Source organism: Polynucleobacter sp. MG-Unter2-18, from assembly GCF_018687675.1.
Lineage (GTDB): Bacteria > Pseudomonadota > Gammaproteobacteria > Burkholderiales > Burkholderiaceae > Polynucleobacter.
The window spans coordinates 1,578,260-1,603,492 of record NZ_CP061302.1 but is presented as its reverse complement, the minus strand read 5'-3'; the positions used below and the strand labels follow the sequence as shown (position 1 = coordinate 1,603,492).

The window sequence follows — 25,233 nt, the reverse complement described above, 5'->3', positions numbered from 1 at the left end:
GTTATGACCTCAATTGACTATACCCAAGCATCCATCTGGCTCCCGCTATTTTTCTTTGTCGCTATGGGGTTTGCCATGCTGTCTTATGTGGTTCTGGACGGTTATGACTTAGGAATTGGAATGCTGCTCAATCGTGCATCAGATCATGATAAGGACATGATGATTGCATCGATTGGACCTTTTTGGGATGCCAATGAAACGTGGATTGTTTTAGGTGTTGGCCTATTACTCGTTGCGTTTCCATTAGCTCATGGGCCGATACTGACTGAGCTCTACTTACCTGTAGCAGCCATGTTGATGGGATTAATTTTGCGAGGTGTGTCATTTGACTTTAGAGTCAAGGTCAATATTGAGCAAAAGCCACTTTGGAACTTATTGTTTTATATCGGCAGTTTGATTGCTTCAGTCTCGCAGGGCATCATGATCGGTCGTTTGATTGTGGGTTTTGATTCAGGAATTTTGGGTTGGGGCTTTTCGCTTCTTGTTGGAATTTGTTTGCCAGCAGGTTATGTACTTCTTGGATCAACATGGCTGATCTTAAAAACAGAAGGGCAACTTCAGCAGCAATCATTTCGATGGGCTAAAACCAGCTTATGGCTTACCGGATTTGGAATTGCACTAGTCTCTGCGGCAACTCCATACTTTAGCTCTGAAATCATGCATAAATGGTTTGCTTGGCCGCAAATTCTTTGGCTCTCCCCGGTACCGCTCGCAACCGTCATTTTATTTCTGCTTACCAATCGCTCTATCCAATCCTTAGAGCAGGGTGCTAACAAGCGGGAGTGGTTACCATTTACCTGTGTTGTTGCGATTTTTTGGCTGGCTTTTTTTGGTATCGCGTATAGCATCTTCCCATACGTCATTATTGGAAAAATGACCCTCTGGCAAGCGGCTGCAGCTACTGAATCTCTGTGGGTAATTTTTTGGGGTGCAATTATCGTGCTCCCAACTATTCTTGGGTATACGCTTTTTTCATATCGGATATTTAAGGGTAAAGCTAGTGCGCTCACTTATTACTAGGTCTACTTGCTCCGTTTCTTATTAAACTTGTATATACGAATATATGCATATTTATATATGCGTATATACACATATATGCATAAAATCGTTTAAAGTTATTTGAAGATATAGTCATGATGAAGCCTCTAGACATCAAGATTGCGTGGCAAGGTCAGAGCGACTGTGGCACATGCTCTATCCGGAGCTCTGCTTTATTTGCAGAGCTAAATGAGGAAGATTTTTCAAAAATACATGCCCCAATCGATGATTTAAAGTATGAATCAAATGCAATCATTTATTCCCAAAGTGATTCAGCGTTGCATCTATTTACCCTTCGGGAGGGGTATATAAAGCTACTCCATCTCAATCCAGACGGTTCTACTAGAATTGTCCGCGTGGTGACTCCCGGTGATTTATTTGGGATGGAGGCATTACTGGGTGATCAATATTCTCACTCTGCGACTGCTCTTACAAACATTCGTCTTTGCAGAATCCCTAAAAACATTATTTCTACTCTAGGTGAGGAGTCTCCACGCCTTCATCGCCAAATAGTTAAAAAATGGGGGGAAGCTTTATCTCAAGCAGAGTCATGGTTTGCCGAAATCAATACCGGGAGGATCGAAGTTAGGCTTGCTCGTTTTTTTCTAAAGCTAGCAAAACCATCCGGTAATTCTGCTGTTGCACCATTATTCAAGCGCGAAGATATGGGGCTGATGATGGATGTCAAGTTTGAAACCATTAGCAGAGCCTTAGCATCTATGTCAGAGCAAGGCCTCATATCAAATGTGAGTAGACTTACAGTCCAAGTCCCCGATATGGGTGCACTAAGAAATTTTTCAGAGCGCGGTCTTTAACTGCCCCTCAAAAAAGAAGGGCTGCCGAAGCAGCCTTGATATTGCTGAAAAGGGTAGATTACGCCTTTTTAGCGTAAGCGGAGCACCAGCCCTTAGCCGCCACTTGCTTTGTGCCAAATAAGGAGCAGCCACCCGCAGTTGCAGAACCTTTGGGTTGCCACAGGGCGCAGTTATCGCATACTTGACCAGCGGCATACTTAGGATATTTTGCCTTATCAACCTTAGTTGCATCTTCTTTGTATCCCAAGGCGGCAGCTTGAGGGTCAGATTCGGAAACCATTGCTTGAGCTTGAACCTTGCCATTCAATGCCAATGTACAGGCACCAGCAGCAGACAAAATCATAAATTGACGACGACTATTTTTCATTTCTACTCCAGGATTGAATATAGGGAACTTCAAATACTTGCTAAAACGCATATTAAAGGCAGTAAGGTCACCCGCAATAGGGGTTTCTCAGTATGAAGTTTATTAATTCTTGCGGGTACATTACTAGGGTATGCATAAATGCGTATATATGCATTTAAATCATGTTCCTTATTTACAACTGAATGACTGCAGATTCTTGATGAATTCAATAACGTTGTAGTGAATACCCTAATAAAGTAAAAATCAGTCTAAGTGGAAATACCAATTTCGAGCGTACCTGATTAGTATGAGGTTATTAAGTATTACCCCTTAAAACAGCTTTATGTAAGATGGAGACAATCCCAATGCAAGTGAAGTATTTAAAACCAATAGTTGTGGTGAGTGTTTTGCTTGGCCTCGGTCAATGGAGTGCGCTAAGTTTCGCGCAAACTGCCGACCAACTCTATAAACGCGGTCTTGCTGCTACCTGCGCTAACTGTCATGGCACGGATGGTAAAGGGGTGGTTGATGGAGGCATGCCACTAATTAACAATCTCACTAGCGCGCAAATGCTGGAGAAATTAAAGGCATATAAGTCTGGAGCTTTAGAGGGCACTATCATGCCGCAACTTGCTAAAGGCTACACAGACGAACAACTCATCACCATTGCCAATCAGCTTGGCAAAAAACAATAAGGAGGGGTCATGGATCGTCGACATTTTATAGGTCATAGCGCTGCAGCAGTAGGTCTACTTGCAGGTCTCTCTGGTCAAACCAGAGCAGCTAGTTTGCAAAGAGCAGAAATATTAGTCATTGGCGGTGGATATGGCGGCGCTACTGCTGCCAAATATTTACGCATGTTCTCCAACAATACTGCCAGGGTTACCCTGATTGAGCCAAATACTTCCTTTATCTCCTGTCCAATGTCTAACTTAGTCATTGGCGGCTCACGAACTATGGCAGAAATTACCTCGCCATATGACACTCTTAGTAAGCGTCATGGAATTAAGATTATTCAAGATAGCGTAGTCAGTATTGATCCTACTCAAAAGACCGTGAAACTCGCCTCCGGAAAAACATTGCGCTATGACAAAGCAGTGGTCTCTCCCGGCATTAGTTTGAACATGAATACTATTGAAGGTCTGGCGCAGGCCAATAAGGACGGCATAACTCTGCAGGCTTGGAAAGCGGGCGCAGAAACAGTGGCTTTGCATAAGCAAGTGGCTGCAATGCGCGAGGGTGGCACTTACGTTATTAGCATTCCAGAGGCGCCTTATCGCTGCCCTCCTGGGCCATACGAACGAGCCTGCCAGGTTGCGAGCTACCTCAAGCAACACAACTCTAAGGGTAAGGTTTTGATTTTAGATGCTAATCAAGACGTAGTATCTAAAGCGGGTTTATTCAAAAAAGTATGGGCTGAGCAATACGCTGGCATGATTGAATATCTACCTAAGCACAATGTTGTTGGTGTTGATGCTAAAAATAAGATAGTCAAACTCGAAGTGCAAGATGATGTCAAAGCTGATGTACTCAATTTGCTACCTCAGATGGCCGCTGGTGAAATTGCTGTCAAAACTGGCTTAGCCAATTCCAATGGTCGTTGGGTCAATGTGAATTACATTAACTTTGAATCTACCGCTCAAAAAGATATCCATGTACTAGGAGACTCGATTCAGATTGCACCACTGATGCCTAAGTCTGGTCATATGGCCAATCAACATGCCAAAGTGGCTGCTGCTGCGATTGTGGCCGAGCTTAGTGGCTGGGAAGTCAATCCTGCCCCTGTTCTTACCAATACTTGCTATAGCTTTGTCAACAGCAGAGAAGTAGTGCACGTTGCTAGCGTTCATCAATATAACGCTGCCGAGAAAACCTATAAAACTGTTCCAGGATCTGGTGGATTATCTCCAGCGCCAACAGTACTTGAAGGTATATATGCTTGGGGCTGGGCGCATAACATCTGGGCTGATAGCTTGGGCTAATGAAAATAGTTTGACGATTAAAAAGAGGCTTCGGCCTCTTTTTAATGCCCACCTCATGCTCTGCTTAGTAGTCATGCGCTGACATCACTAGTTACTAAGGACCAAGAGCACAACAGGGACGAAGGGGATGCGTTTAGTTTGAAGTCCATTAAGTGCGAATATAAACAGCACTTTTCGTGCTCATGACTAATAAATAGGAGCTTAGACTCCTTTTTTATGATCTAGATCAAAAACTTTAGGGTCACATCGGCTTTACTTCAATTTAAGCATTGACTTTATATGTCGTCTTTATTAATATATAAATTAATATATTATTAATTTATTAAATGAGGTTAACTAAGATGGTTGAAAACGTTAAGGTACATAAACCAGCGCCTTATATGAATCCTTTGTTGGCGGGAATTTTTCTGGGTATGGTTCTACTGGCCACTTTTGTGGTTACGGGTCATGGTCTTGGAGCTACGGGTTTTACAACCCGCTTAACCGCCTGGATCGGAATGTATGTTGCTCCAGTAGCTATCAATGCAAATGACTACTTAGGTGGAATGGTGGAAGAGGGTAAGCCACTGAATGCTTGGATTACTTGGCAAGTGTTTGGTGTCGCCATTGGCGCTTTGCTATCAGCATTTTTAGCTAAAAGAATTCATATTCAACTAGATGGGAAGAAATTTCTGGGTGGCTCTAAGCGCCCGATCACTGCTTTAGTTGGCGGCATCTTGGCGGGCTTTGGAGCACGAGTAGCTGCAGGCTGCACTAGCGGTCTTGGTTTGTCTGGGGCAGCGGTACTGAGTTTGGCGGGATTCACCTTTTTGGGGACATTCTTTGCAGCAGGCTTAATAGCCAGTCGATTCTTGAAAGAGGAGAAATAAGATGAGTGAAATTCTATCGGGCCTTCTTTTGGGTGCAGGCTTTGGGTTTGTATTAGAACGTGCTGGATTTGGTAACCCTAATAAATTAACCGGGCAGTTCCGTTTAACAGACTGGTCTGTATTTAAAGTGATGTTCACAGCCATTGTGTTTGCTGCAGTAGGTCTATTAATTCTAGAAAATGTTGGACTAGTAGATGCGGGTAGCTTATTTGTACCGCCAGCATTTTTGGGTGCTGCAGCATTGGGTGGGGCTTTAGTCGGTGCTGGATTTGCGATTGGTGGATATTGCCCAGGTACATCAGTAGTGGGCTTGATGTCTGGGCGTATTGATGCGGCGATATTCTTGGTTGGCTTAATGCTTGGCACAGTATTGTTTGCGGGCATTTATCCCAATATTGAATTCTTAACTACTTTAGGTGAATACGCAAAAGCTGACGCTTTACCAGAGGCTTTCAATATCTCAGATTTATCGATCGATATTGGCATGGTCATTGCAGCAGTTGGTGTATTTGTATTGGGGTCTTGGATGGAAAGCAAATCCAAAGGCCCTGTGAGTTCTCAAGTTTAATTTTTCAAAAGGAAATATATGTCTAAAAAAACTACCGTAGCAGCATTAGCAATTGCCTTGGCTGGTTTAGCGGCAGCTCCGCTAGCACACTCTGCTGACGCACCGACAACACCAGCAGGTGCTGAGCAAAAAAATCCTTGCGGACCAAAAAAAGAGGCGGCTAACCCATGCGGTCCTGCGAAGAAAAAAGCAGCTAACCCATGTGGTCCTGCAAATCCTTGCGGCCCTAAAAAACGTAAAGCTGCAGAGTAATTTTAAAAATGCTGATTCAATCTAATCTTTGGTTGGCCGCTCAAGAGCTGGCAAGCATTCAAATGAAGTACGCGGAGTCTGGGCGTACTTTAAGTGAGGCTGCTATATGCGGTGCCAAGGTATTTGTTGAATGGCAACATTACCCCGCTAATGACTTGGTAGATGAAGTGAGTGGTTATGAGTTTTATTACCACGCACATTCTGCTGATGAAATGCCTAATGGGGAGCACGGTCATTTTCATGTGATTAAGCGTAATGCAAAAGGCTTTCATCATCTGATTGGGATTGCATTAAACCAAAAGGGATTGCCAACTCGTCTGTTTACTACGAACCAGTGGGTGACAGGTGAGGAGATAGCAGATTCAACAATGGTGGTGAAGTCCATTCAGGGATTTGAAATGGTCACAAAAGGTCGCATGGCTCTAGTGACTAAGTGGATCGGCGCTTTGATCCAATTATTTGCTAAAGAGATTGAAGGATTGATTTCGGAGCGCGATCAAAAGATTGCACGGCTAGTAGCACAGCAGGGTAATCGAGAGCTTGTCCTAAATTCAAAAGAACATCATGTATTAACCGAATGCAAAATTGATCTGATGGAACGTATCTCAGACCATTTGTTAGTTGTCAATTCCTAGAGGAGTGGAAATGAAAAAGATTCAATGGCTTTTAGCCTTCGTTATAATAAGCTTAGTAAGCTTAGCCCAGGCAATTACCTTACCTGGTCCGGTTGTTAGCGCCGACTGGTTGGCAAACAATATGTCTGAGGTTCAAGTCATTGAAGTTAGAACAGATTTAGCGAGTTACCTCAGAAGCCCGGAGTTTGATACAGATAAAAAAACTGGTAAGAAATTCCTCGTAGAGGTTGGTGGCCATATTGCTAATTCAACGCTCCTAGACTTTAAGAAAGTACGTGTGGAGCGTTTAGTGGATGGCAAGAAGATTAAGCATCTGATTCCTGAAAAAGCAGATTTTGAGAAGTTGGTTCAATCTCTGGGAATTAATTCCGATAAACCAATCGTCCTCGTTCCTATTGGACAAGATATGTCTGATATAGATGAAGCATTGCGAACTTATTGGTCATTCAAGGTGTATGGCGAGGATCAAGTAGCGGTATTGGATGGCGGTATTGCAGGATGGTTAAGTGAGGGTCGTGAATTTACAATTGCCAATTCTCCAAAGGCCACAGGAAATTGGGTTGCAAAAGCAGAGCGTAAGGAACTAATCGCGAGTTCTAATGAAGTAGCTGCAGCATCAAAAAGTGGCAAGCCACAGTTATTGGATGCTCGTCAGCCTGCTCAATACTTAGGACTTGCAAAACGTCCTGATGTCTTAACCTTTGGCCATATTGCGGGCTCCAAAGAATTAGCTCCTGAGTTATTGGCTAGGCCAAGCAATGGTGCATTGTATTTTTGGCAAAAGAAGACTTATGACGCATTGCTTGCAGCCAATGGTTTAAGTAGCAAGGGTCCAACCATTGCCTATTGCAATACTGGTCACTTAGCCTCTGGCGGTTGGTTTGTGATGTCAGAGTTAGTGGGTAATAAATCCACCAAGTTATATGACGGATCTTTATACCTGTGGACTTTGGAAGGTCGTCCATTGGTTGGTGTGCCACTGAATTAAGGGTGTCCACTATGTCAGTCCTTGAGGCCACCTTGAATCTGAAAATGCTGCACTCATCAGCCGAAGATGCCTGCCGCTTGACGAAAGTGCTGTCGAATAGAGATCGGATGATGTTGTTATGCCAGATTAGTCAAGGTGAAATGTGTGTAAGTGAGCTAGAGGAGTGTCTTGATATTCATCAGCCCACTTTGTCTCAGTAACTCACTGTATTGAGAAATAAAGAGTTAGTCACGACCAAAAGAGAGGGAAAGCAAATTTACTACGCTCTCTCTAATCGAGTGGCTTTAGAGGTAATCAATGTGCTTTATCAAAATTATTGCAGTACACAACCAAAAGAGGTCTTAATATGAAATGCAATGTCGGTGGTATTGATCGTATCTTACGTATAGTCGTTGGCCTGGTATTGCTTGGTCTAGCAGCAACGGGAACTGTGGGTGTTTGGGGTTGGATTGGCGTGGTGCCACTAGCAACAGGGTTATTTAAATTCTGCCCAGCTTACACATTGCTAGGAATCAATACCGGCAGAAATTGCAATTGAGATCAATTGCTCTAGCTTCCTCAGGTTTTTTTGAGAGCTTATGTTAATAATATATGCGTATAAACGTATAAACGTATATACGCAAAATATCTAAAACTAAAAGGATATCAATGAAGACAGCACATGATCTAGTCACTGCGGCTAAAGCTACTATTGATGAGGTGAGCTTGGCAGACGCTCAATTAGCTATTCAGAATTCTGATGTATTGCTCGATGTTAGGGAGGCTGACGAATATATGAATGGCCATATCCCAGGAGCTGTCCATATTTCAAGAGGGTTGCTGGAGTTTAAGTTAAGCAATGATCCTGAATTGAGTGCACGTAGTTTAAAAATAGTTCTGTATTGTAAAAATAGTGGGAGAGCAGCATTAGCCTCTAAAGTTTTACATGAGATGGGTTATTTGCATGTTCAGTCAATCGCCGGTGGATTTGATGCGTGGGCTGGGGCAGGTAATCCTATAGCTAGGCCAGAGGCAATCAAATTTGAATAAAACTTATCTTTATCATAGCGTTACTTAAAGTAACGCTCACTCACCAAAAAGTACTTTGGAGCAACGAAGTGCTAAATGGTTGCTCCAAAAATCCTGTGGTTTTGAAAACCAAAGAGTGAGCCAGTGTTTATTGTGATCTTGTTAATCTAGTTACACAAATACTCACACACCGATAATGAAGCGACGTAAGCTCTTGAAATCCCTGTGGTTTTATTTGGATGTCTGCTCTCATAACCAGAGAACCTAAACTCAACCTAAAAGTCACAAAAAGATAGGCTTGTGAAGAAAATGATTGGTTTGGTCATTTAAGCGTTACTTTAAGTAACGCTGGGCATTCTAGAAAGTGTGCAGGCGATTACTGCACATTTTCTATACTAATGACGATAGATTATGGTCTTTGGGTGCTTAAGAGCTGCTTACGATTAACAAGAAACTTCGCTTCAGGGTGATCCAAGCAAGTCAAAATGAAATGTTAGAGCGCCAAATTCCTCTGGAGATATATATGTTTTTATTCCGAGACTCTTCCAACTGACGGGTTGTTTAAAATTTGGACCGTCATAAACAAATGTATGAAATTCTCCATTCTCTCCACAAGCATCAACACCGTCAGGTAATTTCTCGATGAATTGATGATTAAATTCAACCCCTACATGAGATTCATTCAGAAATCTTCCGTCAACACAAACTACCCTTGCTTTAAACCCTGCTTCTAAAAATTCATGGACTAGCTTTAAGCGATCTTCGTTCCAGAGTGGTAGCGTTAGTGTGAGGTTTGCTGCAAGACAAACTTTTTCCTCCCATTCCCGATGACTAATTAAATCAATATCTCCAAAGATTGCCTTTTTGATACCAATTTTATGTAGCTCAGTAAGTTTTTCTATGAATTGACCCTCATAGTCTTGCCAGGAGGCACAAATAAATTCGTTTATTAACCCAAGGGATTTGCCTTGAGAAATGATTAAATCCTTCGTAACTCCATGTGAGCGTGTCTTTAGACCCGTTTCATCAAGGGCTGTTAATAGGTGCGTCACATACACTCCGGACTGTTGGGCACGCCATAAAGCAAGGCAAGAATCTTTACCGCCACTCCAGGAGGCCATGGCTGGAATTATCATTTTTAATATATTTCGTGCAGGTAGGTGTTTTTAGGGGGCTATTAAGCCGATGGGATATAAAATAACTCTGACACCCTAATATTGGAGAGTAATCATGTCGAGTTTATCCAAAAATCAAAATATTGCTTTAATTTTTGTCTTGTCTGCAATTATGTGGCTCACCCGAGGTCACCACATGGCATCCCTCTCCCAGTTGCCGGACGCATCTTGGGCTATCTTTTTTATAGTAGGCTTTTATTGTTCGAGTTTTGCGGTAATTGCTTTATTTTTAGCCCAAGCTTTTTTAATTGATTACTTAGCTTTTACACAGCTCGGAATGGCTTATCCCTTTCTGTTGCCTGCATACCTCTCTCTTTGGTTCGCAGGTAGATGGCTTGCTAAAAATGCCTCTTTAGACATCGCGTCATTTAAAAACTTCATATTGGCTTCAATCTTGGGAACAATAGTTTGCGAATTAATTTCAAGCGGAAGTTACTACTTTATTAATGTTGCTGGGCAGTCATCCTTGTCTGAATTTGCAAGCAGAATAGTTCAGTACCTTCCGTATGCTCTAGAAATTACTCTTGGCTATTTACTTGTTGCATTGGTGGCCCACTTAGTCGTTACTTCAATCGCAAGTCGAGTAGTTGCCCTTAATAAAATTAAATAATTAAGCCAATGAGTGTAGGGCATGAGCATTTGGGTCAGTATGTCCTTCTTGGGAAAACTGGCTCAAATGAGTGGTTGCCTATATTGCTGATTTATCCAGAATTACAGGATTATTCCTACAGATTTAACACTTTAGTTGAGGCTCAAGGGGCTAAAAGAGATCTTAAGAATTATCTTAAAGTCTATAAACCCCAAGATAAGGTGCCCTTAAAAATCACGCTACTGGATGAAACTTCGTGAGCATCACCTAAATATGTTACATTTAGCAAGTTGATGGTGCTTTGATGTCTTTGACATTGAAGTTAAACGGGAAGCACTACCCAAACGTGCGCTGTCCCCGCAACGGTAAGAGAAAGCCGAATTTGTAGTGTCGGCAAAGAATTTGAAATAGCCACTGTTCAGTCTAACTGCACGGGAAGGCCAAATTCCTAGTTTTTCCAGCCCGGATACCGGCCTCAACAGGTGAAATTTGCAACGAGGGACTTTGCATGCCGATGATGCTATCGCTATCTTGCGATGGCGTTCATTTTGCATACCTTTTTTGCAGGTTTCGTTGATTCTGACTAACAGGGATTTTGGTCAGGGAATCCACATTGAGGTATTCAGTATGTTTCGCAGCATATCCAAAAAAAACAACAGCGCATTTTTTGTATTTTTAGTTGCATCAATAGGGCTTAGTTTTACTCAGCCAGTAGCATTTGCCCAAAACGCAGCATCATCCGTTTCGGTATCAAATTTGAATAATCAGTTGGATCCAATTATTGTCACCGCAACAAGAACGCCAACTAAGGCCGATGATGTTCTAGCAGACTACGTTTATATTGGGCCAGAAGAAATTGCAGATGCGGCGCAGTCGAGCCTAGTGCAGCTGCTACAAAGACAGCGTGGCGTTGAAATATCCAGCAGTGGTGGTAACGGAGGAATTGCCAGTGTTTTTTTAAGGGGATCAAACTCCAATCAAACCTTGGTATTAATTGACGGAGTTCGGTCTCAGTCGACCCTAACCGGCTCACCTGCATGGCAAGCTATTCCTTTATCAATAATTGATCATATTGAAATCATTTTTGGTCCGCAAAGTAGCTTGTATGGATCTGATGCCATTGGTGGTGTTGTACAAATCTTTACTAAAACAGGTGATGGTCCAATGCAAGTTGGTGCTTCTACTGGATATGGCTCTTACGGCACCTCGATCTCAGATGTAAGTCTCTACGGCAGTACATCTGGTGATCAAAAGATTCGATACTCCGTAAGTGCAACGCAAGAAGTTTCTACCGGATTTAATAGCGTTGCACAAAATAATGCCTCTAGAAATTCATTTAACACCAGCTCAAATATGGGATATACACGTAGTGGAGGGGCTGGAAAAATAAGTCAGGAATGGGCACGCGGGCAAGAATTTGGGTTGCAAGTATTTGCCGCAAGAAATAATAACCAGTATGCTGTTTATTCAGCTTCCAAGCCAATTGGGAATCAAGTCAATGACGTGAGCACATATTCGCTTTTTTCAAAAAATCAAATTACCCAGAACTGGAAAAGTCTTCTTCAAGCTTCACAATCATATGACTTATCACAGTCACTTACTCCAACCAGTAATGCCATTAGTAATTCACGACAAAATATTTATACATGGCAAAATGATATTAACGTAGGGTCCGATTTAATCCAGCTTGTTGCTGAGCGAAAAGTTGCTACTGCAACTGCAACTGATGGCGCTTTAAATCTCAGTCAAACAACAAACTCTTTTGCTGGCGCCTATCAACTAAAGCGTGGATCACATCTGGGCAATGCCAGCATCCGTAATGACAGCATTACGGGGTATGGTCCACAGACCACTGGTAACCTTGCATACGGTTATTTCTTTACAAAGCAGCTGAGGGCAAATATTAATTACGGCACAGGATTTAAGGCCCCCTCGTTATATGACATGTACTATCCAGTCTATGGAGTTCCAACGCTTAAGCCAGAAAAAAGTAAAAATAGTGAAATTGGACTTAACTACGAAACTAGGCAATATGATCTTCGTTTAGCTGCCTATAGCAACTCAATTGCAAACTTAATCCAGTACTCAAGCACATCCCCTCCTTGCACTTCAACCCAAATAAATACCGCCCCTAATTACGGCTGTGCGAGTAATGTAGCAAGTGCAAAGATTACTGGTTTATCAGTTGGTGGCACAACTCGATTCGGTAACATGAGTATTCGAGGCTCTTTTGATCAACAGAACCCAATTGATCAGAGTACTGGATATGTTTTAGCCAAACGAGCACGTCAATTTGGAAATATTGGCACGGAGTACAAAAACACTAGATTGACTGCAGGAGCTGAAGGCACTTTCCAGGCTAATCGTACTAATTACGACAATACCGGCTACATGGGCGGCTATGCAATTTATAACCTGTATGGTAATTATGAACTTACCAAAGATTGGTCCTTATTTGGACGTTGGAATAATATCTTCAACAAAGACTACCAGCTAAGCTATGGATACAACACTCCAGGCTCTAACGTCTTTGTTGGAGCTCGTTATGCCATGAAATAGTAATCTTTAACGATCTACGGCCACCATTAGGTGGCCTTTTATTTGTATAGTAGGGATGGTAATTATGGTTAATGTAGGTGATTTGCATTTAGCAGCATGCAATGAGGGTCGAAGTACTTATATTGACCCTGCTACAGGATATCAAGTGCTAACAAGTGATGCTCTTCTAAAGCAGGGTAAATGCTGTGGGAACTCTTGCCGTCACTGTCCATATGGTCATATTAATGTTAATAATCACAAGCGTACCGAACTACAAATAGCTAATTCAATACTCATGAATTGGACTCCAAAAGAGGGTGGGTTGGACGTTCTCTTTTGGTCTGGCGGCAAGGATAGCTTTTTAACTTTAATGCACTTACTTGAAGAAAAAAGAAACGTTGTATTGCTAACGAGTTTTGGCACACTTACAAATCGAGTATCAATTCAAGACATCCATATTAAAAATATTGCAAAACAATCCGAGTTCTTAAAGATTCCTTTATGCTTAGTTCCTCTTTATCCCAATAGTGACTATAAAAAAGCTATTGAAGAGGCTCTAGTAATGGTTCAAGATCGAACGAGTTGTTCTATCGAACGACTAGTTTTTGGTGACTTGCACTTAGAAGATATACGTAAATGGCGAGTCGATACCTGGTCTGAGTACGAAGTATTCACCCCTCTTTTTGGCACCCCTTACAAAGAACTTCTTTCTAGATTATGGGAGTATAGAAGGGGAATGAATCTATCAATCACTCTTTCTACTGATGTAAAAACAGTAAACGGGGTTCTGCCAACGGGTACTCCATACACTCCAGAATTAGTTACAGAACTAGAAAAATCTAATATTGACATCATGCTTGAAAATGGAGAAGGACATACTTTTGTATACCCATCAAATTGGATTGCTTATGTTGAAAGTCCAGTTTGAATAACATGTCTTCTGTGGATATAAAATTCCCGAGTCGAATCGTTTGCCTGACTGAGGAAACGACGGAATGGTTGTACATGCTAGGTCAGCAAGAGCGTATTGTTGGGATATCTGGCTACACAGTGAGACCTCCAGAAGCAAGAAAAGAAAAGCCACGAATTAGCGCTTTTTTAAGTGCAAAAATCGATGAAATCCTGGCTCTTAAACCCGATCATATTTTTGGGTTTTCAGATTTACAAGCAGATATAGCATCCTCATTGATTCGTAATGGTGTTCCTGTCACAATCTTTAACCAACGAAGCGTTGAGGAAATATTTTCGATGCTTTATCAAGTTGGCTCTCTCGTTGGTCAGGTTGAGGAGGCAGTTAGACAAATTGAATTAATTCAGGCGCACCTTAAATCTATACAGACTAAGGTATCAAGTTTTACGGTTCGCCCAAAGGTGTATTTTGAGGAATGGGATAGCCCATGTATTTCTGGTATTAAATGGGTTTCACAGCTCATTGAAATTGCAGGCGGTCAAGACTGCTTTCCAGAACTGGCAGCTCAGTCTTTAGCTAAAAACAGAATAATTCATGATGAGGGATTAGTGATTGATAGGAATCCTGATATCATTATCGGATCGTGGTGTGGTAAAAAATTTCGTAGCGAACGGGTTGCGCAAAGAAGTGGATGGTCTACTATTTCTGCTGTAAAAAATCAGCAGCTATTTGAAATTAAATCTTCTTATATTCTTCAACCAGGGCCTGCAGCACTGACAGATGGAATAAAGCAGATTCATCAAATCATTGAGAATTGGCAAATTCTTAAATCTAAATAAATTAGATTTTTATGTTTTCTTGGTGAATGTCCTCTTTGGGTCGTTAGCTGCCGTCCAGAAAAGTAAGCGTTACTTAAAGTAACGCTCACTCACCAAAAAGTACTTTGGAGCAACGAAGTGTTAGATGGTTGCTCCAAAATTCCTTTGGTTTCGAAAACCAAAGAGTGAGCTAGAGCTTCTTATGGATTCGTGAATTTGCTTACACATTTGCTTACACACCGATACTGACCACCCGCAGACCCCCTATTTATATGGCTCTATCATGGGCTTCTGCTCTCATAATCCTTTGGTCCCAGGTTCAAGTCCTGGTGGGCCCACCAGTAAAGCAAACCCTCATCAGAAATGGTGGGGGTTTTGTCTTTTGAGCGTGACTTTAAGTAACGCTGAGCATGTCAAATACTCTTTGTACCTATCCTGTAATAAATATTTAATAAACCACCACTAGTATTAACCTTTATCTATTCAAGAGACTTAGATGGCAACATACAGCATCTATCATGCGGGTATATCCTTAAATACCTTTCAAAAGTTCACCCTAGCGCAAGAAATTACCAAGATTCATGCAAATGTCACAGGTGCTGAGGCTTACTTTGCTCAAGTTATCTTTAAAGAGCTAGATCTTCATGACTGTTTTATCGGGGGCGTCTTACTCGATGAGCCCCATATTTTTCTGAGTGGCCAGATTAGAAATGGACGAAGTGAGCAGATCAGAAAGCAATTGCTAGTTGAGATCGAAATTGCGATTCAAAAAATCACCAAGCTTACCGGTCATCAAATATGGGCATATCTTGACGAACTTGCACCATCCCTGATGATTGAATACGGACAAATTTTGCCATCTGTGGGTAGTGATAAGGCATGGTTTGCAACATTGCCAGCTTCTATACAAAACAAATTAACCCGCCTTAATTCCTAATCTTTTAAATCATGATTGATCATAAGCAAGAAGAAATAATTTGAATAGTCTATTAAGAAGATTCCATGCTATGCATTACCGTAGTACAGTTTTTAAAATCTCCTTCCTCTTGCTAGCGCTTTTTTTCAATCAGCATTCTCGAGCAGATCAGAGCTCTTCCCCATACGATTTAAAAGTCAGTATTGATAGAGTAGGCGCTGGATTTTCTATTGAAGCAAGTTATATTGCCAGTGTCAGTCAGTGTGAGGCATATGTTTTTCTAACGGACTATGAGGATGTTAGGATGACGCCCGGTTTGATTGAATCTAAAGTTAAAAAGAGAGAAGGCAATAAAGTCACCATAGAAAGATTGATTGAGGAAAGAGTGCTCCTTTTTCCCTTAAGGATGCATTCTGTTCTTGAGTACACAGAACAGCTAAATCAAGGTTTGAACTTTGTTCAAACGAAGGGTGATAGTAAGGCTTATTCAGGCAGTTGGCGTCTTAAAACAGGCGATAAAGGAGTCCAGGTACGTTATCAAGCATTCTTAGAGCCCAACTCTTCCGTCCCTAAAGGGGTGATTGAATATTTTATGAAAAATAATATGCAAAAGAGCTTTGAGAATATTGCTCAAGCAATGGATAAGAATCGTGATGCTCTTAATTTAGCCTGCAGGTAATATTAACGGTATCGGTCAAGATCTTAGTTAATCTTTCTAAATAGGGGCTCACCCATACGAATAGCGTCCCCTAGTTTAAGGTTCTCAAGTAATCGGTAGTTACTTGGTGCAAAGACAATAATGGTTGAGCCATGTTGGAACCATCCCATTTCTTCGCCTCGGTTAAATTGAACATCGCATTCAATAGTATTAGGACCTTGGTATTTAAGATGTAAAAGAAGATTAAGACAGTGCAGGCGAATGCTAGCAACTAGAATTGCTGCAACTGGAACAATAGTCAATGTAGCCCCTGTATCTAACCCATTCTGATCGGTGAGCTCGCATTCAAGAACTGCCCTTTCATTTTTGCAAAATAGTCGCTCGACTCTTTTTAGTGCAATAGGATTGACATTCCAGGTATCCCCAGAAATATAGGTCACTCTTTTCATGCGCATTGAGCTTGGTGAATGGAAGCGGTGATACATGCTAGAAGTGAGTCTGAGAGTTACATAATCACAGCCTTCGTATTGCATAGCCAAAGAGGGGATAGGTATTAAATCCTTGATGGTGTATGGAAACCCCTTGGCTTGAAAAACTTCCCCATCCTTTACTTGGCCAAATGCACCCACTAATGCATCACAGGGACTATTGAGGATATCTGGGTCCTGATGGATTGGTCTCGCATCGGGCTTAAGCTCGCGCGTAAAACAGGAATGCATGCTTTTAAAGTGGGTGTCTTTTGCTTCTGTTAGATCCAAAGCAGAGAAGAATTGCCAAATTTTGATAGAGGCATAGGCGATCAAGGGGTTTTCGATTTTACTAAACCACCCAATAAAGCGAGTCAGGGTATTTCGAGGAATGCGATTGGTTAAAAGAAAATTTAGATCTTCCTGGGATAAGAGATTTTGTATGGTTTTCTTGATTGACATATTTGTGTCAAATAAATGAAGTAAAAGAGTAATGAATATTAATGGGGGTATTGATGGAAAACCAACTTGCGCTAAGTATATTCGGTGCTGGCCTCGGTCTTTGGATTATTAAGAAGGTTTATACAAGACTGCAACTTTCTATGGCAAAACATCCTTCATTGGCTGGGCACTCTAGAATGGCCAAGCGGGTGGCTCGTTTAATCCCTCATTACTCATTTAATCAGGACGTCTTTTTTAAGGTTGATGGGGCTCCTCAGGAAATCGCGCTTTTAAGAGAGGCGGGCTTTATGCGTCTATCAAAAGCTTACAAAGAGCGTTTTACAAAATCCGTTGAGTTGACTAATCAGGCTGCTGAAGTGATATCAGATCTTCAATTTACAGGAAGATATCGCGTCCCCTTTCAATTTAGCGATCTCGTTAGCAAGCATCTAAAGTCCGGTAGTTTCATGCAATCGTCCTCTGGCGTTTCAATGACGGATTTAGATGGAAATATATTTTATGATTTGACTGGTTCCTATGGCGTCAACGTTCTTGGGTACGATTTTTATAAGAACGCAATAGAGGAGGGGGCAAAGCGAGTTTCCGACCTAGGCCCTGTTCTAGGGTTTTATCACCCCATCGTTGCAGATAACGTCAAGCGCTTAAAAGAAGTTTCTGGACATGATGAGATCTCTTTTCATATGTCGGGTACAGAAGCAGTTATGCAGGCGGTTCGTTTAGCTAGATATCACACTAAAAAGAGTCATGTTGTCAGGTTCTGTGGAGCCTATCATGGCTGGTGGGAGGATGTTCAACCAGGCATAGGTAACCCACTTCCTCCGCGGGAAACCTATACGCTAAAAGAGGTTGATCAGGATACGCTGCGCGTTCTTCGTAATAAAAAGAATATTGCTTGTGTGTTAGTAAACCCACTTCAGGCCTTACATCCTAATAAGGGTGCTCCTGGCGATTCATCTCTTTTGGATAGTTCACGTAATGCATTTTTTGATCGTGAAGCCTATACAAAGTGGCTCAAGGAACTCAGGCAGGTATGCAGCGATAAAGGCATCGTCTTAATTTTTGATGAGGTTTTTGTAGGCTTTCGTTTGGCGCTAGGTGGCGCGCAAGAGTACTTTGGGGTTAAGGCTGATATGGTGACCTATGGAAAGACTCTGGGCGGTGGTTTGCCAATCGGCGTCGTTTGTGGCAAAAAAGAACTGATGATGCGATTTAAAGCAAACAAGCCCGCTGATATCTGTTTTGCAAGAGGCACCTTTAATTCTCATCCTTATGTGATGGGTGCTATGCAAGTTTTCTTAGAGAGTCTAGATACTGATCCGGTTAAAAAGATTTACTCTGACTTGGATGTCGTTTGGGACCGTCGCGCAAACGATCTGAACGAAAGTCTTCTAACACTTAATTTGCCTGTCAAGGTAGTGAATATGTCTAGTATTTGGACTATTTGCTATACAGAGCCATCTCGTTACAACTGGATGTTTCAGTACTACCTAAAGGAGCAGGGTTTGGCACTCAGTTGGATTGGGACTGGAAGATTTATCTTTAGCTTGAATTACAGTGATGCGGATATGGCTATCGTGCAAGAAAAATTCATTCGCGCCGCTCAAGCCATGAAACAGGATGGTTGGTGGTGGAATGAAGGTGGCTTGACAAACAAAATCATCAAGCGACAAATTCTTAAAGAAATGATTTTTGGTAGAAAGTCCTAAATCATTTCTCTAGTGGAGATTTTACTGAGGAAGCGGTTCTTCCTCATAGCTGCCATGATCCATTGGGTCGATTAATTGACCCTTCAGTAAATATAGTGGGGAAGTGGCATAAATCTTTGCATCATGAAACGGATCAGTCATGATTTTTGTCATCCAGGCAAAGGCAGCTTCCACATTATGAATAAAGAATAAGTGGAATGTGCGGAACAAAACCCCGCCAACGCCAAGCCAAAGCCATAGCAACCCTGTCTGTCTTATGAATCCGTCGGTATTTGTGAAGGTATTGAGAGCAACAAATTTTTGCAACCATATTGGGTTAGCCCAGACTAGCAGTGGGATTACGGCCCATATCGAGAGAAGAACGACCTTTCTGTTGAGGTTGTAGCCCACTTTAATTTGTTCTTTATATTCGTGCGTTGCTTTATTTACTTCATCGTAACCTTTTGGCTCGAAGAAGAAGTGACCACTTTGTCGTGTTGTCATGGCAACAAGCCATGCAAGCAATGATGCTGCAATAGGATCTATAAAAAGTAAAACATAAGCAGTCAAAAAGCTGATTGCACTAACTAAGTGTAATGACTGGTTGATTCGGCTATGGTGATAGTAGCGATGATCATCCCACCGTTGCTTTTTTAAGGTTTCTAGAAAATGAATCAATTTAGTTTCCAATACTTAGAATGAATATCATGACAAAATAGTGACGCCTACGTATATTTACAGTTTAAATATGACAGTAACAAGACAGTCAAGACTGAGACTGTCATAAAACTGTTATGAAATTAACGAATACTCAGTCAATGACTTGCGTAGATAATCATCTAGAAAATAATGCTCTTTTAGTCGAGCCCTTAAATATCTCCATCGTCACAGAAACCTACCCTCCAGAGGTGAATGGAGTTGCAAGCACATTAGCCCGCTTCATCCGAGGCTTACGGGATCTAGGCCACCAGATCACGCTCATAAGACCGCGTCAAGGAAGGGGTGATAGCCCCGTAACCCAGGCTCATTTTCAGGAAATATTGACTCAAGGAATTCCTATCCCTGGTTATAGCTCTTTAAAAATTGGTCTACCTAGGCGAGGGATGTTCCTCCAGGAATGGTCAGTGAATCGCCCCGATCTAGTTCATATCGTGACAGAGGGTCCTCTTGGCTGGTCAGCGCTAGAGGCTGCTAAAAAACTAGGCATTCCTATCTGCTCAGATTTCCGAACTAACTTTGATGCTTATTCATCTCATTACGGTTTGAGTTGGTTAAAAAGCCCTATACAAAAATACATGAAGTATTTTCACAACCGAACAAACTTCACCATGGTCCCGACCCAAGGGCTTAAAAATCAGCTTCACAATGCTGGTTTTGAGAGGCTGAGAGTGCTAGCCAGAGGGATTGATACTGATTTATTTAATCCTTCCAAGCGATCGAAAGCATTAAGAGAAAGCTGGGGCGTTAAGGGTGATGAAGAGGTTGTTGTCTACGTTGGTAGACTGGCATCAGAGAAAAACTTACTGGTGACTGTGAGCGCTTTTAAGGCGATGCTAGCCGTCAAGCCAAATCTGAAGATAGTATGGGTTGGCGATGGGCCACAAAAAAGTTTTTTAGAGCTTACATGCCCCAACAGTATTTTTGCAGGTATTCAGTCTGGAGAAAGTCTCGCTCAGTACTATGCTAGTGGCGATATATTTCTTTTCTCAAGCTTAAGTGAAACATTCGGGAATGTTACCTTAGAGGCAATGGCTAGTGGCTTAGCGGTATTGGCATATGACTACGCAGCTGCTGGTCAAGTTATTCAGAGTGGGGTAAACGGAATGTTGGCTGACTGCAACCAACCGAATAGCTTCGTTAATCAAAGCTTGGAATTGTTAAAGAAAGGCCCCGAGTTAGATGCTTTAAGAAAAAATGCTCGACAAACTACCTTGAATATTTCCTGGGAATCTGTCACAGCTAATTTAATTCAAAATTACATCGAGCTCTTGCACAGTCATCCTCTACAAGAAAAAAAGATGAATGCCCTTGCTTTAAGCGAAGCCTGCATTAAACAATGAATCGTGTTTTCTACGTCGTTGCTTCTTCACAATTTCTATCTTCCCTAGCAGATAACGCTCTACTAATTGCATCCATTGCTTTGTTGGTTCAAATGAGTGAGCCTAGTTGGTTTTCTCCAGCACTGAAAATTTTCTTTGTTATTCCTTATGTGATTTTTGCGCCTTTCGTTGGTGCATTCGCAGACTCAAGACCTAAGGGTCAGGTCATGCTGGTTTCTAACATCCTTAAAACAGGTGGTTGCATATTGATTTTTTTTGGCTTGCATCCATTATTGGGTTATGGAATCGTTGGAATTGGTGCGGCTCTTTACGCTCCCGCTAAATATGGAATTTTAGTTGAGCTACTTCCTTCGGATAAATTGGTGGCTGCCAACGGCTGGATGGAGGGTTTAATTATTGCTGCCATTATTTTTGGTACTTTACTGGGTGGATTTCTCATTAGCGACACCCTGAATCAATCACTGGTCAAATTCACTCCTGAACTTTTACAAACAGGTTCGTATGGCCTTATCGAGATTGCCATCTCTTTTATTGCCTGTTTATATTTACTCGCAGCGTTTTTAAACTTACCGATATTTAATGTCGGACTGACATTTAATAAGCTAAAGCTAGATTACCAATTCCTTTTAAAGGAGTTTGCAGTCTGTTTGACTACGTTATCTAGAGACCATCTTGGAAAACTGTCTTTGATGGTAACCACTTTATTTTGGGGTGCGGGGGCGACACTGCAATTTATTATGCTCAAGTGGGCTCAATATGCTTTGCACATGAATCTCGCTGAGAGTGCTGCACTTCAAGCTGTTTCAGCAATTGGTGTGGCCGCTGGTGCAGTTTATGCTGCATATACTGTGTCACTTAAAAGCTCTACTAAGGTTTTGCCCTATGGTGCCATGATGGGATTCGTAGTTTGTGGAATGGCGATCTATCATGATGGGCTTCTGCCTCCAACCGTGATTTTTAATCTATCTTCGATAGCATTTACTCTAAACCATCTGCCCGCCTATATCTTACTCATGCTTTTAGGCTATTTATCTGGCTACTTTGTAGTTCCCATGAATGCCTTATTGCAATCTAGAGGCTATGCATTAATGTCTACCGGCCAGTCAATTGCTGCTCAAGGATTTTGTGAAAATATTGCTGTTTTGTTGATGTTGTTAATTTACTCGGCACTCTTATGGTTTGATGTAAGCCTTCCACTGATCATTTTAGGCTTTGGTGGATCGGTTACTGTATTAACACTATTGATCATGTATCAATATTTTCGCTTAGGTAAACGAGCTGTAGATCCAATAGAAAATCAAATAGCCCAGACAATTTCACTATTGGGCAAGTAAGCTGCTCACATCACAACGGCAATACATAAAGTTTTAATCGATAGCGATAATTTTTTAGTCGCGTAATATTTGATTCAAGAATGCAAAAAGTATTATATATAGTGTTCAATTTTAGTGATTCAATGAGTAACTAAGAAAAAGCATTGACGGATTGCTTTTATTTTTATCAAAAAATATCGTCAAATTGCCATCAAGCGGTCATAAATTAAAATAAGAATAAGAGCTTATTCTAAATTTGAGGGTGTTATGGGTATTTTTTTAGCAAGAATTTTATGTTTGCAGCTTTTGCTAATACCCCTTGCCTGCTTTGCTGCCAGTGATGGAGTGCCTTTTGATTTAAAGGTATTTGTAGGAAGATCCGGTTCTGGTTTTCAAGTGCAAGCTACTTACGTGGCACCGGTTAATGAGTGTCAAGCTTATGCTTTTTTAACCGATTACGAAGGTGCTAAAAATATCCCCGGTATTAGGGACTCTAAAGTACTCTCTAGGGCTGGTAATAAAGTTCAGGTTGAAAGGATTGCAGAAGAGAGAGTGTTGTTTTATCCCATTCTCCTGCGCTCAATCTTGGAGTTTTCGGAGGTTTCGGATAAACGTCAGGAATTCATCCAGATAGAAGGTGATGCAAAATCCTATAAAGGTAGCTGGACTATTGAGCCCGATAAAAATGGTACCCGTTTTACACATCACGCAACATTTGAGCTGGAAACATCTATCCCATTCTTTTTAATTAGATTCTTTATGGAAAATAGTGCTACCAAGCGCTTTGAAATGATGGCCGATCGTGTGATGCTGCAAAAAAATACTTTGGGTGGGAGTTGTGCGAAATTGGCTTCATTATGATTTTCTATAAGGAGTAGTCAGGATTACATTTAAGCAGTAGAGTGGTTTGAATTGCTAATGAGGGTCACGATGCATACAAGATCTTTGTACCTCTTACGACATGCTAAAGCTGAAAGTGCAACTCTTCAGTCTTCAGATGAGGATCGCGCCTTATCTAATAGAGGTGTTGATGATGCTAGAAAATTGGCCACAAAACTCATTAAAAAAGAAATTAGATTTGATCTTATTCTCACAAGTCCTGCAATTCGAGCCATCACAACTGCTCAAATCATATCGAATCAACTTGATCATAAGCAAAGATTTTTAGAAGTTGATAAAAAGTTATATCAGGCAGATTCCACTGCGTTGTTGGCGATAGTAAGAAAATTGCATAAGAAAATCAAAAGTGTCATGCTTGTAGGCCATAACCCCGCATTAGAGGATTTCGTTTTATTAATTGCCGGTGAATCAATTTTTATGTCGACCTGCGCATTAATAGAGCTTTCCTTCGAATTTAAAGATTGGAAGCATTTAGATAAAGCATCATTAGTCAAAATGAGGCTGCTAAATTAAGTCCCGTAAATTTTTAGGCCGAATTTAATCTTTGTAGCCGGATTAATGCTAACCAATTTCGCATAGCAACACTCATCTGCTCTTTAAAAAAAGTTGCCGGTGTTGGTGGCTGAAGTATCAAATTGGCCTCTGAATCATCCATCATATTGCGTGGTACTAAGCCATGCTTTTCACAGAGACGTTTAATCGGGCGATTCCAGCTAATGCAGTGCATGAAAAGGTGGCGGTAATGGCGATTGCGAGCCCACGTGATAGCTTCATCCATCATGGTGTTAGCAATACCTTGCTTGCGATATTGAGGGCTCACAATGACACCAAACTCTACTTCAGACTCACGCGAGGCAATATGAATGGTGCCTGCCCATTTGCCTTCGATCTTAGCCACTAAAAAATGATTATTTTTAGGATCACTCGCAAACTGTTTAACTAGGCTATCAATGGATTTCTTACTCATTGAATGACCAAAGTAGTCATGAAGAGTTTGTGGATCTTGGGCTTTTAACCAAGATCCATATTTTGAATACTGATTTCGCAATAGAAACTCAGTAATCAACATGGCATTACTCAATATGACTATGCTTGTTGTAATACTTTGCCTGCGCAGATCTAGCATCTAACCATGCAGCCCAAAGATCTTGAATTACTCGCTCAATATTTCTCATAATTTAAAGTCCTCTTGAAGTGGTGAAGTGATACAGGTAATCACGAGTGAGTTCTTCTAATTGCTGGTGGCTATTAGGGTTGCGGCTATTGATGAAATGCTCTAAATCCTTGCTTTTGGATTGGTCACCAAAAACTTGATTGAAGAGGCTCAATAATTGTGTCATTTAAGGCTCCTTATCTAAAATGTATTAGGGTTAATACTTAGTTAAATTATCACCTTTGCAAGTATGTTGCATGACAGCAAGGTACTTTTGACACTAAAAACCCCATTATTTCTATAAAAAATGTAATATTTCTAACTAAGCCCCTACAAGGAGGAAAAAATGTAGCAATTTGATTTTGACAGTCTTTTTGTCAATATAAAGTTACGGGATCGAATGTAAGCCCCACCTTATATAGATGAGAAGGGACATTCCTATGAGTAGATTGCTAGAGACTGTTGAGAAATTAAATCAGACTGGAACTATTGGGCTGGAAGACTTTAGAAAGCTCAAGATGAAAGAACTTGAAGTCCTCACTGAGGAAATTAAAGAGTGGTGTCTTTATGGCAACGGTAAGCCTGAAAAATTGGGCAAGAAACATAAAGAGCATTAAGACCTAATCTTCCAAATCCTCGCTGCTGTCATCTACCCGGTATTCCAGTTGTATTTTCTTTAATACCGGATGTAAAAGTGGGTTCATATCCTTTGGCGATGGATCGGTTAAATGGTAGTAGCCATAAAAGGGTATGGGTTCTTTTTCAGCAAGCTCGCGATCTTCAGTAGTAAAGGTAGTCATTAGCGATCTCCCTAAATTAATTAGAAGTGGTTACCTATGGGCTGTTAGAGCAAACTGAGGAGACCGGAAAGGAGCAGAATTGCTCTTCATCTCCCATAAGTAGATTGCATTCTCAATCAATAAATGTGACAAATCTATCGTTAACTGAAATATTGAGAGCTAAATTTTAAGAGGTGAAATTGTCATATTTGGGCTTGATAAAAGGGCTTCAAATGTGACAAAAACTTTAAAGCATTCACAGAGATGTCATGAGAAAAGTGGAGCATCACAATCAAGTTCAATAAAAAT

30 protein-coding genes, 1 pseudogene and 1 riboswitch are annotated in these 25,233 nt (G+C 41.2%); of the genes and pseudogenes, 24 read left to right on the top strand and 7 right to left on the bottom strand.

Annotated elements, in window-relative coordinates; translation table 11 throughout:
- Positions 1–3: 3 nt before the first annotated feature.
- Together C2759_RS08470 and C2759_RS08465 are read left to right on the top strand one after the other, a co-directional pair.
- A complete protein-coding gene (locus C2759_RS08470; RefSeq protein ID WP_215354649.1) occupies positions 4–1,020 on the top strand; it encodes a cytochrome d ubiquinol oxidase subunit II in 1,017 nt (338 codons plus the stop codon).
- A gap of 113 nt (positions 1,021–1,133) precedes the next feature.
- Positions 1,134–1,853: a Crp/Fnr family transcriptional regulator gene (locus C2759_RS08465; RefSeq protein WP_251366954.1), complete on the top strand. Its 720-nt coding sequence runs from the start codon at positions 1,134–1,136 to the stop codon at positions 1,851–1,853.
- A gap of 58 nt (positions 1,854–1,911) precedes the next feature.
- Here the strand turns inward: C2759_RS08465 and C2759_RS08460 are convergent, their stop codons facing one another.
- Positions 1,912–2,220 (bottom strand): high-potential iron-sulfur protein, encoded by a 309-nt coding sequence (locus C2759_RS08460; protein WP_215354646.1) that lies wholly within the window; start codon positions 2,218–2,220, stop codon positions 1,912–1,914.
- Positions 2,221–2,564: 344 nt separating this feature from the next.
- Between C2759_RS08460 and C2759_RS08455 the strand changes: the two genes are divergently transcribed.
- From C2759_RS08455 to C2759_RS08410, 10 genes and pseudogenes are all read left to right on the top strand, one after another.
- Positions 2,565–2,894, top strand: coding sequence for a c-type cytochrome (locus C2759_RS08455; RefSeq protein ID WP_215326903.1), 330 nt, complete (start codon positions 2,565–2,567; stop codon positions 2,892–2,894).
- Between the two features lie 9 nt (positions 2,895–2,903).
- Entirely contained in the window at positions 2,904–4,181 is a 1,278-nt protein-coding gene (locus tag C2759_RS08450; RefSeq protein WP_215354644.1) for an NAD(P)/FAD-dependent oxidoreductase, read from the top strand.
- Between the two features lie 341 nt (positions 4,182–4,522).
- Positions 4,523–5,050, top strand: a complete 528-nt coding sequence (locus C2759_RS08445; protein ID WP_215354642.1) for a YeeE/YedE thiosulfate transporter family protein — start codon at positions 4,523–4,525, stop codon at positions 5,048–5,050.
- A gap of 1 nt (position 5,051) precedes the next feature.
- The gene (locus tag C2759_RS08440; RefSeq protein ID WP_215354639.1) at positions 5,052–5,618 is read left to right on the top strand and encodes a YeeE/YedE thiosulfate transporter family protein; all 567 of its coding nucleotides are present in this window, start codon (positions 5,052–5,054) and stop codon (positions 5,616–5,618) included.
- Positions 5,619–5,636: 18 nt separating this feature from the next.
- Positions 5,637–5,870: a hypothetical protein gene (locus C2759_RS08435; protein WP_215354637.1), complete on the top strand. Its 234-nt coding sequence runs from the start codon at positions 5,637–5,639 to the stop codon at positions 5,868–5,870.
- 8 nt (positions 5,871–5,878) lie between these two features.
- Positions 5,879–6,505 carry a hypothetical protein gene (locus C2759_RS08430; RefSeq protein ID WP_215354634.1) on the top strand — a complete coding sequence of 209 codons (627 nt, stop codon included), beginning with the start codon at positions 5,879–5,881 and terminating at the stop codon, positions 6,503–6,505.
- 10 nt (positions 6,506–6,515) lie between these two features.
- The gene (locus C2759_RS08425) at positions 6,516–7,493 is read left to right on the top strand and encodes a sulfurtransferase (protein ID WP_215354631.1); all 978 of its coding nucleotides are present in this window, start codon (positions 6,516–6,518) and stop codon (positions 7,491–7,493) included.
- 11 nt (positions 7,494–7,504) lie between these two features.
- A pseudogene (locus C2759_RS08420) lies at positions 7,505–7,843 on the top strand (ArsR/SmtB family transcription factor).
- Positions 7,840–8,031, top strand: coding sequence for a DUF2892 domain-containing protein (locus tag C2759_RS08415; RefSeq protein ID WP_215329769.1), 192 nt, complete (start codon positions 7,840–7,842; stop codon positions 8,029–8,031). Before C2759_RS08420 ends, C2759_RS08415 begins: the two are co-directional and overlap by 4 nt.
- 110 nt (positions 8,032–8,141) lie before the next feature.
- Complete coding sequence (locus C2759_RS08410; protein WP_215354629.1) at positions 8,142–8,522, top strand: rhodanese-like domain-containing protein; 381 nt, start codon at positions 8,142–8,144, stop codon at positions 8,520–8,522.
- 440 nt (positions 8,523–8,962) lie between these two features.
- On the opposite strand, the gene C2759_RS08405 is transcribed toward C2759_RS08410, so the two are convergent.
- Positions 8,963–9,637, bottom strand: a complete 675-nt coding sequence (locus C2759_RS08405; protein WP_215354626.1) for a diphthine--ammonia ligase — start codon at positions 9,635–9,637, stop codon at positions 8,963–8,965.
- A gap of 94 nt (positions 9,638–9,731) precedes the next feature.
- Here C2759_RS08405 and C2759_RS08400 point away from each other — a divergent pair, with 94 nt between their 5' ends.
- From C2759_RS08400 to C2759_RS08375, 6 genes are all read left to right on the top strand, one after another.
- Positions 9,732–10,286 carry a hypothetical protein gene (locus C2759_RS08400; RefSeq protein WP_215354623.1) on the top strand — a complete coding sequence of 185 codons (555 nt, stop codon included), beginning with the start codon at positions 9,732–9,734 and terminating at the stop codon, positions 10,284–10,286.
- A 266-nt stretch (positions 10,287–10,552) separates the two neighbouring features.
- A riboswitch (cobalamin riboswitch) is annotated at positions 10,553–10,758 on the top strand.
- A gap of 134 nt (positions 10,759–10,892) precedes the next feature.
- Positions 10,893–12,824: a TonB-dependent receptor domain-containing protein gene (locus tag C2759_RS08395; protein WP_215354621.1), complete on the top strand. Its 1,932-nt coding sequence runs from the start codon at positions 10,893–10,895 to the stop codon at positions 12,822–12,824.
- A 64-nt stretch (positions 12,825–12,888) separates the two neighbouring features.
- On the top strand, positions 12,889–13,731 hold the full coding sequence (locus tag C2759_RS08390; RefSeq protein ID WP_215354618.1) for a DUF5522 domain-containing protein: 843 nt from the start codon (positions 12,889–12,891) through the stop codon (positions 13,729–13,731).
- A 77-nt stretch (positions 13,732–13,808) separates the two neighbouring features.
- A complete protein-coding gene (locus C2759_RS08385) occupies positions 13,809–14,552 on the top strand; it encodes an ABC transporter substrate-binding protein (protein ID WP_371816901.1) in 744 nt (247 codons plus the stop codon).
- A gap of 475 nt (positions 14,553–15,027) precedes the next feature.
- On the top strand, positions 15,028–15,468 hold the full coding sequence (locus tag C2759_RS08380) for a tautomerase family protein (protein WP_215354616.1): 441 nt from the start codon (positions 15,028–15,030) through the stop codon (positions 15,466–15,468).
- A gap of 40 nt (positions 15,469–15,508) precedes the next feature.
- A complete protein-coding gene (locus C2759_RS08375) occupies positions 15,509–16,126 on the top strand; it encodes an SRPBCC family protein (protein ID WP_215354612.1) in 618 nt (205 codons plus the stop codon).
- Between the two features lie 23 nt (positions 16,127–16,149).
- On the opposite strand, the gene asd is transcribed toward C2759_RS08375, so the two are convergent.
- On the bottom strand, positions 16,150–17,034 hold the full coding sequence (gene asd / locus C2759_RS08370) for an archaetidylserine decarboxylase (RefSeq protein ID WP_215354609.1): 885 nt from the start codon (positions 17,032–17,034) through the stop codon (positions 16,150–16,152).
- Between the two features lie 53 nt (positions 17,035–17,087).
- On the opposite strand from asd, the gene C2759_RS08365 reads away from it, so the two are divergent.
- On the top strand, positions 17,088–18,740 hold the full coding sequence (locus C2759_RS08365; RefSeq protein ID WP_251366953.1) for an aminotransferase class III-fold pyridoxal phosphate-dependent enzyme: 1,653 nt from the start codon (positions 17,088–17,090) through the stop codon (positions 18,738–18,740).
- A gap of 21 nt (positions 18,741–18,761) precedes the next feature.
- On the opposite strand, the gene C2759_RS08360 is transcribed toward C2759_RS08365, so the two are convergent.
- Entirely contained in the window at positions 18,762–19,397 is a 636-nt protein-coding gene (locus tag C2759_RS08360; protein WP_215354606.1) for a hypothetical protein, read from the bottom strand.
- Positions 19,398–19,513: 116 nt separating this feature from the next.
- Between C2759_RS08360 and C2759_RS08355 the strand changes: the two genes are divergently transcribed.
- From C2759_RS08355 to sixA, 4 genes are all read left to right on the top strand, one after another.
- Positions 19,514–20,779 (top strand): glycosyltransferase family 1 protein, encoded by a 1,266-nt coding sequence (locus C2759_RS08355; protein ID WP_215354603.1) that lies wholly within the window; start codon positions 19,514–19,516, stop codon positions 20,777–20,779.
- Positions 20,776–22,113 carry a lysophospholipid transporter LplT gene (gene lplT, locus C2759_RS08350; protein WP_215354600.1) on the top strand — a complete coding sequence of 446 codons (1,338 nt, stop codon included), beginning with the start codon at positions 20,776–20,778 and terminating at the stop codon, positions 22,111–22,113. The genes C2759_RS08355 and lplT overlap by 4 nt, the downstream gene beginning before the upstream one ends.
- 246 nt (positions 22,114–22,359) lie before the next feature.
- The gene (locus tag C2759_RS08345; RefSeq protein ID WP_215354598.1) at positions 22,360–22,953 is read left to right on the top strand and encodes an SRPBCC family protein; all 594 of its coding nucleotides are present in this window, start codon (positions 22,360–22,362) and stop codon (positions 22,951–22,953) included.
- A gap of 69 nt (positions 22,954–23,022) precedes the next feature.
- On the top strand, positions 23,023–23,505 hold the full coding sequence (sixA, locus tag C2759_RS08340; protein ID WP_215354595.1) for a phosphohistidine phosphatase SixA: 483 nt from the start codon (positions 23,023–23,025) through the stop codon (positions 23,503–23,505).
- Positions 23,506–23,518: 13 nt separating this feature from the next.
- Here the strand turns inward: sixA and C2759_RS08335 are convergent, their stop codons facing one another.
- Together C2759_RS08335 and C2759_RS08330 are read right to left on the bottom strand one after the other, a co-directional pair.
- The gene (locus C2759_RS08335; RefSeq protein WP_215354592.1) at positions 23,519–24,061 is read right to left on the bottom strand and encodes a GNAT family N-acetyltransferase; all 543 of its coding nucleotides are present in this window, start codon (positions 24,059–24,061) and stop codon (positions 23,519–23,521) included.
- Between the two features lie 109 nt (positions 24,062–24,170).
- Positions 24,171–24,332 (bottom strand): hypothetical protein, encoded by a 162-nt coding sequence (locus tag C2759_RS08330; protein WP_215354589.1) that lies wholly within the window; start codon positions 24,330–24,332, stop codon positions 24,171–24,173.
- 253 nt (positions 24,333–24,585) lie between these two features.
- On the opposite strand from C2759_RS08330, the gene C2759_RS08325 reads away from it, so the two are divergent.
- On the top strand, positions 24,586–24,762 hold the full coding sequence (locus tag C2759_RS08325; protein ID WP_215354586.1) for a hypothetical protein: 177 nt from the start codon (positions 24,586–24,588) through the stop codon (positions 24,760–24,762).
- A 3-nt stretch (positions 24,763–24,765) separates the two neighbouring features.
- Here C2759_RS08325 and C2759_RS08320 read toward each other — a convergent pair whose 3' ends face one another.
- Positions 24,766–24,945, bottom strand: coding sequence for a hypothetical protein (locus tag C2759_RS08320; RefSeq protein ID WP_215354583.1), 180 nt, complete (start codon positions 24,943–24,945; stop codon positions 24,766–24,768).
- Positions 24,946–25,233 lie beyond the last annotated feature (288 nt).